Genomic DNA, 11,155 nt, shown 5'->3' with positions numbered 1-11,155 from the left:
CAAGACGTATCTCGTTAACTATATTGGTGCGCGTGGAAGGAGTCGAACCTCCGACCGCCTGGTTCGTAGCCAGGTACTCTATCCAGCTGAGCTACACGCGCATGTTAAACGATAAAACACTAATACGACCTAAATCATATTAATTTAAATTGGTGCGCGTGGAAGGAGTCGAACCTCCGACCGCCTGGTTCGTAGCCAGGTACTCTATCCAGCTGAGCTACACGCGCATGTTAAACGGTAAAACATTAATACGATTTAAATCGTATTAATCTAAATTGGTGCGCGTGGAAGGAGTCGAACCTCCGACCGCCTGGTTCGTAGCCAGGTACTCTATCCAGCTGAGCTACACGCGCATTTTAACTCTTTGCTATAAGCAATTATCTACAAAATTTCTTATGAAATTCAAAACTGATGAGTTAAAGATTAACTAATGCAGAGATGGTGCGCGTGGAAGGAGTCGAACCTCCGACCGCCTGGTTCGTAGCCAGGTACTCTATCCAGCTGAGCTACACGCGCGACTTGTATCTAAATTTACTTTTACATCAAACACTAATAAAAAATGGTGCGCGTGGAAGGAGTCGAACCTCCGACCGCCTGGTTCGTAGCCAGGTACTCTATCCAGCTGAGCTACACGCGCACTGTTTTCTATCTTTAAGAAATGGCGGAGAAGGAGGGATTCGAACCCTCGATGGGAGTTAAAGCCCATACTCCCTTAGCAGGGGAGCGCCTTCGGCCACTCGGCCACCTCTCCGTTTTCTTGGCGCACATATTACTGTTTGACGAAAATAAGTCAAACCCTTTTTCCGAAACAGATTCCATTTGAACTGTTTTTAATCACATTGCTGTTATATCAAGCCAATGTATTGATTTACGCCAATCTTTCGGTCTAAAAAATAAAAAAGCCAGTTAAAAAACTGACTCTTCTGTTGCCGTAGTACGCTTGCCAAAACAAGGTACTAAAAGTTACCACCTTCCGATGGTGTACCTGATTTTTCAGATTGAATGCGTTGGTAGATTTCTTCGCGATGAACAGAAACCTCTTTTGGTGCATTCACACCAATACGCACTTGATTGCCTTTTACCCCTAGCACTGTAACTGTGACTTCATCACCAATCATCAGTGTTTCGCCAACACGACGAGTCAAAATCAGCATTCGATAGCTCCTTTATTTCTTAATTCAGCTTACACACGGCACTCATCCGGTAGATGGGCTTATTATAAGGTCAGCTTAGTACAAATTAATAGTATTCAATACTCAAACGGTTATTTAATTACACCTTATTTAGCTCGAAAGCGTGATGTAACGCCCGAACCGCCTTGTGTAAGTCCCTTTCATCGATAACGGTTGATAATTTACTCTCTGACGTCGTGAGTAACTTAGCATGAATAGTTTCATTACCCAAGACTTCTAACATCTTAGTCAATAATCCCATTTTTGCCTGTAAACCTTTGCCAACTAAAGATACTTTTGCACGTTGACGTTCGATAATCAATGGCCCGAGAGCAAGGCTTTCACTTAAGCCTTCGAGCTCATTAAGCAGAGTATCAACCTTAGCTTCTGCGAGCATAAAACTGACGCGACCCGAAGGATCATCCTCATGGATCCTCAATGGAGAAATAAATTCCACGTCGATTTCCAATCGAGTTAAGCAGCCTAACAACGCTTGATAGCGTTCACTGGTGGTAAACAGCCCTTCAATCGTCAGCGTTGCCAGCGCCTTATTAATCGCAATACCTTGCACTAACGAGGCAATCGTTAATTCCGACTCGTCGCCAAATTGGATTAACGTCCCCTGCCCAGCTTCAAAGCTCGACAATACTCGCAGCGGTACGCGAAAACGCTCGGCGTATTCAACAGAATCAGGATGCAATACTTTAGCGCCGAGCTTTGCCATTTCGAGCATCACATCAAACCCAATCACATCGAGGCGACGTGCACTGCTATCAATATTAGGATCTGTGGTAAATACCCCTGCCACATCGGTAAAAATCTGGCATTCATCGGCTTCTAACGCTGCCGCTAAGGCTACTGCAGTGGTATCTGAACCACCGCGTCCTAAGGTGGTCACTTCACCTTGAGGATCGATGCCCTGAAACCCTGCAACGATCGGCACAACACCGTCGGCTAACAGGGATTGCAAATACTCAGTATCGACGCGCTCGATACTGGCGCGGCCAAATTGACTATTTGTATGAATTTGCACTTGATCGCCCGTAAGGGATTTCGCTTTTATGCCGCGACGTTGTAGCGCCATCGACATCAAAGCAATACTCACTTGCTCACCCGTCGAGACTAGCATGTCTAACTCGCGCGCCGAGGCGCGCGGATTAATTTGTGCTGCAAGTGCAAACAGGCGATTCGTCTCACCCGCCATCGCGGATAAGACTAAAACTTGCTGCTCACCATTGTGAGCTGACTTTGTAATCTGCTCAGCGACCGCTTCGATACGTTCAATAGAACCCACCGAAGTGCCGCCGAACTTTTTCACAAAAAGCTTGCTACCACTAAGCTTTCGTTTTTGGGGCACAGCAACCTCTTAAGCTAGACGCTCAGTAATCCAAGGTAATACTTGAGCCAATGCCGCATCCAGATTTTCTGGCTGGCTACCGCCCGCTTGAGCCATATCAGGACGACCACCGCCTTTACCGCCCACTTGTGCAGCGACCATAGCGACTAGCTCACCCGCTTTGACTTTACCGATCAGATCGTTACTCACACCCGCGATCAGGTTAACTTTCCCTTCCTGCGCGGTACCAAGAACGATAATGGCCGATTTCAATTTCTGTTTTAATTCATCTTGCAAGCCACGTAATGAACTTGCCTCAACGCCGTCTAATTTTTTGATCAGTACGTTAACGCCATTAACTACAACGGCATCGCCCACTAAGTCTGCACTCGCTGCGGCCGCTAGCTTATCTTTCAGCTGCGCCATTTCTTTTTCGAGTTGCTTCATCTTATCGAGCTGCGCTTTTAACTTAGCCACCACTGAGTTGGCATCGCCTTTCAATAAGGCAGCGGCTTCTTCCAGTTCAGCTTGTTGCTGCGCCACATAAGCCATAGCAGCAGCGCCAGTCACGGCTTCGATGCGACGTACACCCGCAGCAATACCTGCTTCAGAGGTGATTTTAAATAAGCCGATATCGCCAGTGCGACCCACATGGGTACCGCCACACAATTCGATAGAGAAATCGCCCATAGTCACAACACGCACTTGTGAATCATATTTCTCACCAAAAAGTGCCATAGCGCCTTTCTCTTTAGCTTCATCTATGCCCATTTCAGCGGTTTTAAGTTCATGGTTACGACGAATTTGAGTGTTAACTAATTCTTCAACTTCTTTTAATTCAGCAGCTTTTACGCCTTCGAAATGGGAGAAGTCAAAACGTAAACGCTCAGGATCAACCAAAGACCCTTTTTGCGAGACATGAGTACCGAGCACTTGACGCAGTGCGGCATGCAGTAAATGCGTAACAGAATGGTTTAACTGTGTACGGTGACGCAGTTTTTTATCCACTTTCGCTTCAATAACTTGGCCAACGCTCAAGCTACCTGTAGCCAAAACACCTTGATGGCCCGTTGCTTGACCATACTTTTGCGTATCGTTTACCGTAAACTCAATACCATTCGCAACCAATTGGCCTTTATCGCCTACTTGACCGCCAGATTCAGCGTAGAAAGGTGTTACATCGAGCACGACAACGGCTTCATCACCCGCTTTGATCGCCGTCACTGACTCACCATTTTGATAAATCGCGGTGACCTTAGCTTGACCCGCTAATTCGGTGTAACCACTGAATGCAGTTTCAGTATCAATTTTCAGCGCAGCGTTATAATCTGCACCAAAGTTACCGGCAGCTTGTGCGCGGCTACGTTGCTCAGCCATGGCGACTTCGAAACCGGCTTCATCGACAATGATGTTGCGCTCACGGCAGACATCAGCGGTCAAATCCATTGGGAAGCCATAGGTGTCATACAACTTAAATACGGTTTCGCCGTCTAAGGTGTCACCTTTCAACTCGTTTAAGGCCGTATCTAAAATACCTAAACCACGTTCAAGCGTACGGGCAAATTGCTCTTCTTCCGCTTTCAGTGCTTTTTCAACAATCGCTTGAGTCTCAGCTAACCCTTTTGCTGCATCGCCCATCACCGCAATCAAAGACGGAACCAGCTTGTAGAAGAAAGCTTCGGTCGCACCTAACTTGTTACCATGGCGAACAGCGCGGCGAATAATACGGCGCAGCACATAACCACGGCCTTCATTCGACGGCATAACGCCATCGGCAATTAAAAATGCACATGAACGGATATGATCGGCAATGACTCGCAGCGACTTTTCAGATAAGTCACTAACACCAATGACCTCTGCGGCTTTAGCAATCAAAGTACGGAAAATATCGATTTCGTAGTTAGAATGTACGCCCTGCATAATCGCAGCAATACGCTCAATCCCCATGCCTGTATCAACCGAGGGCTTAGGCAAAGGTAACATTTCACCCGATGCTTGACGGTTGTACTGCATGAAAACGATGTTCCAGATTTCGATGAAACGATCACCATCTTCTTCAGGACTGCCAGGACGTCCGCCCCAAATATGATCACCATGATCATAAAAAATCTCAGTACATGGACCACAAGGACCGGTATCACCCATTTGCCAGAAGTTATCTGACGCAAAGGCAGCACCTTTATTGTCACCGATACGTATGATGTTCTCGGCAGCGACACCAATTTTTTTATTCCAGATTTCAAAGGCTTCATCATCTGTCTGATAAATAGTGACGCACAGACGTTCCTTAGGCAGCTTTAACGTTTCAGTTAAAAAAGTCCAACCCAAACGAATCGCTTCTTCTTTGAAATAATCTCCAAAACTGAAGTTACCTAGCATTTCGAAAAAGGTGTGATGACGTGCAGTGTAGCCAACGTTATCCAAATCGTTATGTTTACCACCAGCGCGTACACAACGTTGAGCAGTGGTCGCACGCGTATAATTGCGTTTGTCCATGCCAAGAAACACGTCCTTGAACTGGTTCATGCCTGCATTGGTAAATAAAAGTGTGGGATCGTTGCCTGGCACTAATGAACTACTGTCCACAACTTGATGACCATTGCTGCGGAAAAATTCGAGGAAAGCGCTTCTGAGCTCTGCTGTAGTTTGATACATGAAATCATCCTGAATTGGGTAAGCATTACCAGCTACGCCTTAGGCTAGCCGTATTTCTATTTGCCCAGCATTATAAGCAGACTAAGGAAGGACGACCAGTCTTGATTGGTGATATACACATCAGGAATTTAATATTTTAGCGTGAATCGCCCACACCAGAGTCACTAGAAGCAAAACGACAGGATAAAGCACAAATAAAGACGGCGTAAGTTTATCGCGGCACGGACAATATTTAAGCAAGTGAGTCTAATGTGGAGTACGAAATGGACAAGACCCATTGATGATATTTAGATGAGCTTTTACAGTCTTAGCTTCAAATTTAATAATCTTCATCGAGATCATTGGGATCTGAATCTAGTGCGTAAGTGATTTGATCGTAGCTAAAGCCTTGACCCATTAAAAAACGCACTCGTTTGGCCTTTTCCTTTGCGATGAGATCCCGAGCTTTAGAGCCCTTCACTTCTGTCACACGGGGAATGCCGTATTTTTTGGTGGCTTTATCTTTTGCTAGCTCAAACCAGTCACAATCACAATTAACCAAAGCGGCTTCAATACAGTCTTTAGATAAGCCTTTCTGTGCGATTGCTTGGCGGATGCGTATTGCACCGTGGCCTCGACTGATGTGGCTTCGCACCAACAGTTCGGCATAACGAGCATCATTAATAAAACCGGAGGATTCGCAAGCATCGAGTACAGGTTCGATATCGTTAAGTTCGAAACCTTTTTCGAGCAATTTATCGCGGATTTGTAAACGGGAATAATCGCGGCGCGCTAACAGCGCGACCGCAATTTGATGGGCTGACTGACTCAGAATACTTCGCCTGTCTCTAAATCAATATTGTCCTCAGTACTATCATCAGCTTTGGCAGCCAAGGCACTCGGATTACTCAAAAGCAACTCACGTAGCGTCTTGTCAATTTCAGCAGCAATAGCTGGGTTTTCAGTCAGATATTTGCCAGCATTAGCACGACCTTGGCCGATTTTATCGCCTTTATAGCTGTACCAAGCGCCCGCTTTTTCAATCAACTTATGGGCTACGCCTAAGTCTACTAACTCACCAGTACGGTTAATACCTTGGCCATAAAGGATTTGGAACTCAGCTTGCTTAAACGGCGCTGCAACCTTGTTTTTCACCACTTTAACGCGAGTTTCGTTACCGACCACTTCATCGCCGTCTTTAATGGCACCAGTGCGGCGAATGTCTAGGCGAACAGAAGCATAAAACTTCAGCGCATTACCACCGGTTGTAGTTTCTGGGTTACCGAACATCACACCAATCTTCATCCGAATTTGGTTGATGAAGATAAGTAAGGTGTTAGATTGCTTTAAGTTACCCGCAAGTTTACGCATAGCTTGGCTCATCATACGCGCCGCTAGGCCCATGTGAGAATCACCAATTTCGCCTTCGATTTCAGCTTTAGGCGTTAATGCCGCCACTGAGTCGACTACGATAACGTCAACAGCACCTGAGCGAGTTAAAGCATCACAAATCTCAAGCGCTTGCTCGCCGGTATCCGGTTGCGAACACAGCAGGTTATCAATATCTACGCCCAATTTTTTAGCATAAATAGGGTCTAGTGCATGCTCTGCATCGATAAAGGCACAGGTTTTGCCTTCACGTTGCGCTGCCGCAATCACTTCTAAAGTCAGTGTTGTTTTACCTGATGATTCAGGACCATAGATCTCAACGATACGACCCATTGGCAAACCGCCAGCACCTAAAGCAACGTCCAGAGACAGAGAACCGGTAGAAATGGTCTCAACATCCATAGAGCGATCTTCGCCCAGCTTCATGATGGAGCCTTTACCAAATTGTTTCTCAATTTGGATCAATACCGCAGCAAGTGCTTTCTCTTTATTTGGATCGACCTTCATTCCTGTTCCCTCATCAAGACAAGCATTAAGCTGTCAAAAGTGATATTCAATTTACAAACGGGTAATTCAAAAAGCCGCGCTTTTTGTCTTAATTCTGCTGACTAGTATACTGTACAATCATACAGTATCAAGACCTGTGACTGAATTATTTTTAGCTGATAGGATTTTTAATATGGCCAAGGTTTTAGCGAATATCAAATCAGATAATAGCTCCCTTTGATCAATATCCATCGTTAAGGGCTCAATTTTCGCTAAATTATTGCTAAGATTGGCGCAACAAATTTTGCGTGGTCTTTTTAGCTGAAAATTGTACAGCAGTCTTCCGCTTCCATAGCGCTTAATCACCCTTAACCACACAAACTGTATCGCCTTTAGGCAGTCACAACGGACGATAACGATTTAATGAATGTAATTGATACCGATGATTTAGAAAAACATACTCCTATGATGCGTCAATACTTGACGATGAAAGCAGAACATCACGATATGTTGCTGTTTTATCGCATGGGTGACTTCTACGAGTTGTTTTATGACGATGCTAAACGCGCTTCTGAGCTGTTAGGCATTTCACTCACTGCGCGCGGTAAAAGTGGTGGCGATCCTATTCCGATGGCGGGACTTCCTTACCATGCTGTGGAAGGCTATCTTGCAAAATTAGTTCAAATTGGTCAATCAGTTGCGATTTGCGAACAGATTGGCGATCCCGCGACATCTAAAGGGCCGGTAGAACGTAAAGTGGTGCGAATTGTCACGCCAGGCACCTTAACCGACGAAGCGTTGCTGCAGGAACGCCAAGACAATCTGTTAGCCGCGGTTTATCAAGGTAAAGTCGGTTTTGGTTATGCCACATTAGATGTTTCATCCGGACGTTTTGTGATTGCAGAGCTCGACACCCGAGAGTCATTAGAAGCGGAATTGCAACGCACTAATCCCGTTGAAATTCTCTACAGTGAAGACTTTGGTGAACTTGGACTACTTAACGGTTTTAAAGGCAAACGCCGTCGCCCCGAGTGGGAATTTGATTACGATACGAGTATCAAGTTACTACTGGCCCAGTTTGGCACGAAAGACTTGCATGGTTTTGGTATCGCAGATGCACGTTTATCACTGCAGGCTGCGGGTTGCTTGATGCAATATGTCAAAGACACACAGCGCACGGCACTGCCCCATATCAATGCCATTATCCGCTTCAATCAAACCGATAGCATAGTGCTTGATGCGGCAACGCGCCGAAATTTAGAACTCACTCAAAACCTTGCCGGTGGCCGCGATAATACCTTAGCGGCAGTATTGGATAATACGGCAACGCCTATGGGCAGCCGTATGTTACAACGCTGGATCCATCAGCCTCTGCGAGATCCTAAGCAAATCAAGGCGCGCCAACAGGCGGTGACTGAACTCCTCGATACCGCAGCCCACGAAGGTTTGCATGAGCAGTTAAAGGCACTTGGCGATATCGAACGTATCATGGCAAGGTTAGCCCTGCGTACTGCCCGTCCAAGGGACTTTGCACGTTTACGTCAAGCACTGGGCTTATTGCCTGAATTACAACTGAGTTTAAGTACACTGAGCGCGCCGCACACGACTCAATTGCGTCAACACTTAGGTGAGTTCCCCGCTGAGCAAGCCCTGCTTGAGCGCGCGATAGTCGATAATCCACCTATGCTTATCCGCGATGGCGGGGTGATCCGTGAAGGCTACAACAGCGAACTAGATGAATGGCGCGGTCTGAGCGAAGGAGCGAGTGATTACTTAGTACAACTTGAAGCCAGAGAAAAAGAACGTACTGGCATTAATACACTTAAAGTCGGCTATAACCGCGTACACGGCTATTACATCGAAGTAAGCCGCCTGCAATCCTCACAAGTACCGCTCAATTATCAACGACGCCAAACACTTAAGAATATGGAGCGTTATATCACGCCTGAACTTAAGGAATACGAAGAAAAAGTCCTCTCGAGCCAAGGTAAAGCGCTGGCACTCGAAAAGCAGTTATGGGAACAGTTGTTCGATCTTATTCTGCCAAAGTTGCATGAATTACAAGCCTTTGCTAGAGCGGCGGCTGAGCTTGATGTACTGAGTAACTTTGCCGAGCGTGCCGAAACCTTGGGCTACACTTGTCCAGAGCTGAGCCAAGATATCGGCGTACAAATAGACGCAGGTCGCCATCCAGTGGTGGAGCGTGTTAGCCAAACGCCGTTTATCGCTAACCCAGTGACCTTGCACAATCAAAGACGTATGTTGATTGTCACCGGACCCAACATGGGCGGTAAATCGACCTATATGCGTCAAGTCGCCTTGATTACGCTGATGGCCCATATTGGTTGTTTTGTTCCAGCAGATCGCGCCCTGATTGGCCCGATTGATCGCATCTTTACCCGTATTGGCGCATCAGACGATCTGGCCTCTGGCCGCTCAACCTTTATGGTAGAAATGACTGAAACTGCCAACATCCTGCACAATGCCACTGCCAGTAGTTTAGTGTTAATGGATGAAATCGGCCGTGGAACATCCACCTATGATGGTTTATCGCTAGCTTGGTCGGCAGCAGAGTATTTAGCCCAGCAAGTCGGGGCTATGACCCTATTCGCCACCCATTATTTTGAGCTAACTCAATTACCTGACTTAATGGCAGGTGTTTACAATGTGCACCTTGATGCCATTGAGCATGAAGATACCATCGCCTTTATGCATGCAGTACAGGAAGGTGCAGCCAGTAAAAGCTACGGCTTACAAGTTGCGGCGCTTGCTGGCGTGCCAAACAAAGTGATTAAAGCAGCGAAACATAAATTGCAGCAATTGGAGAGTCGCGATCATCAACCAGAAGGAACGAGGACGCCCATTCAAAGCTTACTCGCTTTACCTGAACCGGTTGAAAATCCAGCTTTGACTAAATTAAGTAGCATTAATCCCGATAACTTAACGCCAAAACAGGCGCTTGATTTGCTCTATGAACTGAAACGCTTGAGCTAGACATCAGGTGATCTAAATAAAAGCCTAAAAATAACAACGCCCACTCTATAGTGGGCGTTTTACTTTATGACGTGATCTCACACTAAGTATATTTTCTGGATAGCTTCTCTGAAAGGCACCAGAAGACAGATATTAGTTTCTAAATAAAGCTTCAACAGATAAACCTTGAGAACCCAATAAATCACGTAAGCGTTTTAATGCTTCCACTTGGATTTGACGAACACGTTCACGGGTTAAACCAATTTCAGCCCCCACATCTTCAAGCGTAGAAGGTTCATAACCTAACAAACCAAAACGACGGGCTAATACTTCTCTTTGTTTTGTGTTCAACTCGTTAAGCCATTTCACCACCGAGTTAGAGATGTCTTCATCTTGCACTTTATAGTCAGGGCCAACACTATCATCATCGGCCAGTACATCTAATAATGCTTTCTCGTTATCGCCCCCCAAAGGCGTATCAACAGAGGTAATTTTTTCATTCAGCTTAAGCATGCGGCTCACATCAGAGCTAGAAACTTGCAGTTTTTCAGCAATTTCTTCCGCTGTAGGTTCATGATCCAGTTTTTGTGCTAATTCGCGGGCTGTGCGCAAGTATACGTTGAGTTCTTTAACAACATGAATCGGCAAACGAATAGTACGAGTTTGATTCATGATAGCGCGTTCAATTGTCTGTCTGATCCACCAAGTCGCATAGGTTGAAAAACGAAAACCTCTTTCTGGGTCAAACTTTTCTACGGCACGAATTAAACCTAAATTACCCTCTTCGATAAGATCAAGCAGTGCTAAGCCGCGGTTATTGTAACGACGTGCAATTTTTACGACGAGACGTAAATTACTTTCGATCATGCGATTACGGGATTTTGCACAACCTTTTAAGGCCTTACGGGAAAAGTAAACTTCTTCTTCTGCGCTAAGCAGTGGGGAAAAACCAATCTCACCTAGATAAAGTTGAGTGGCATCAAGATTTTTTTGAAGGTCATCTTGGACCTGTTGTTCTATTCCTAGCTCTTGGACTAGATCGGTGGCAACTTCTTCTTTTTCAAGATCAAAGTCTACGGTTTCTACGGAAAAATCTACTAGTGCTTCTGCGGCAGTGCTATTTATGCGGCTCATGATCAAATCTCCCAAACCTAATTAAACTGCT

General features: G+C 45.7%; 7 protein-coding genes and 6 tRNA genes. 1 reads left to right on the top strand and 12 read right to left on the bottom strand.

Annotated elements, in window-relative coordinates:
• Nucleotides 1-24: 24 nt before the first annotated feature.
• The 11 genes from KO537_RS13820 to recA all read right to left on the bottom strand — a co-directional run bounded on the left by KO537_RS13820 (nt 25) and on the right by recA (nt 7,038).
• Nucleotides 25-101: transfer RNA gene (locus tag KO537_RS13820), tRNA-Arg, on the bottom strand.
• A 49-nt stretch (nt 102-150) separates the two neighbouring features.
• Nucleotides 151-227, bottom strand: a tRNA-Arg gene (locus KO537_RS13815).
• Between the two features lie 49 nt (nt 228-276).
• A tRNA-Arg gene (locus KO537_RS13810) sits at nt 277-353 on the bottom strand.
• 86 nt (nt 354-439) lie between these two features.
• A tRNA-Arg gene (locus KO537_RS13805) sits at nt 440-516 on the bottom strand.
• Between the two features lie 44 nt (nt 517-560).
• Nucleotides 561-637, bottom strand: a tRNA-Arg gene (locus tag KO537_RS13800).
• 22 nt (nt 638-659) lie between these two features.
• Nucleotides 660-751: transfer RNA gene (locus tag KO537_RS13795), tRNA-Ser, on the bottom strand.
• A 205-nt stretch (nt 752-956) separates the two neighbouring features.
• A complete protein-coding gene (gene csrA / locus KO537_RS13790; protein ID WP_006082602.1) occupies nt 957-1,154 on the bottom strand; it encodes a carbon storage regulator CsrA in 198 nt (65 codons plus the stop codon).
• Between the two features lie 118 nt (nt 1,155-1,272).
• The gene (locus tag KO537_RS13785) at nt 1,273-2,529 is read right to left on the bottom strand and encodes an aspartate kinase (protein ID WP_006082603.1); all 1,257 of its coding nucleotides are present in this window, start codon (nt 2,527-2,529) and stop codon (nt 1,273-1,275) included.
• A 9-nt stretch (nt 2,530-2,538) separates the two neighbouring features.
• Nucleotides 2,539-5,163, bottom strand: a complete 2,625-nt coding sequence (gene alaS / locus KO537_RS13780) for an alanine--tRNA ligase (RefSeq protein ID WP_105251814.1) — start codon at nt 5,161-5,163, stop codon at nt 2,539-2,541.
• Nucleotides 5,164-5,482: 319 nt separating this feature from the next.
• Complete coding sequence (locus KO537_RS13775) at nt 5,483-5,896, bottom strand: regulatory protein RecX (RefSeq protein ID WP_028761357.1); 414 nt, start codon at nt 5,894-5,896, stop codon at nt 5,483-5,485.
• 74 nt (nt 5,897-5,970) lie between these two features.
• On the bottom strand, nt 5,971-7,038 hold the full coding sequence (gene recA / locus KO537_RS13770; RefSeq protein ID WP_105251812.1) for a recombinase RecA: 1,068 nt from the start codon (nt 7,036-7,038) through the stop codon (nt 5,971-5,973).
• Nucleotides 7,039-7,440: 402 nt separating this feature from the next.
• Between recA and mutS the strand changes: the two genes are divergently transcribed.
• Complete coding sequence (gene mutS, locus KO537_RS13765; RefSeq protein WP_173243509.1) at nt 7,441-10,011, top strand: DNA mismatch repair protein MutS; 2,571 nt, start codon at nt 7,441-7,443, stop codon at nt 10,009-10,011.
• 132 nt (nt 10,012-10,143) lie between these two features.
• On the opposite strand, the gene rpoS is transcribed toward mutS, so the two are convergent.
• On the bottom strand, nt 10,144-11,124 hold the full coding sequence (gene rpoS, locus KO537_RS13760) for an RNA polymerase sigma factor RpoS (RefSeq protein ID WP_028761361.1): 981 nt from the start codon (nt 11,122-11,124) through the stop codon (nt 10,144-10,146).
• Between the last annotated feature and the right edge of the window lie 31 nt (nt 11,125-11,155).

This window comes from Shewanella sp. NKUCC01_JLK, from assembly GCF_019345615.1.
Classification (GTDB): Bacteria; Pseudomonadota; Gammaproteobacteria; order Enterobacterales; family Shewanellaceae; genus Shewanella; species Shewanella oncorhynchi.
The sequence above is the reverse complement of the archived record's forward strand: the minus strand, read 5'-3'. Positions and strand labels throughout refer to the sequence as shown.

What these genes read in the sequence shown, in the direction of transcription:
- rpoS (WP_028761361.1), bottom strand. Translation starts at nt 11,124, where the DNA reads ATGAGCCGCATAAATAGCACTGCCGCAGAAGCACTAGTAGATTTTTCC.
- mutS (WP_173243509.1), top strand. Translation starts at nt 7,441, where the DNA reads ATGAATGTAATTGATACCGATGATTTAGAAAAACATACTCCTATGATG.
- alaS (WP_105251814.1), bottom strand. Translation starts at nt 5,163, where the DNA reads ATGTATCAAACTACAGCAGAGCTCAGAAGCGCTTTCCTCGAATTTTTC.
- recA (WP_105251812.1), bottom strand. Translation starts at nt 7,038, where the DNA reads ATGAAGGTCGATCCAAATAAAGAGAAAGCACTTGCTGCGGTATTGATC.
- csrA (WP_006082602.1), bottom strand. Translation starts at nt 1,154, where the DNA reads ATGCTGATTTTGACTCGTCGTGTTGGCGAAACACTGATGATTGGTGAT.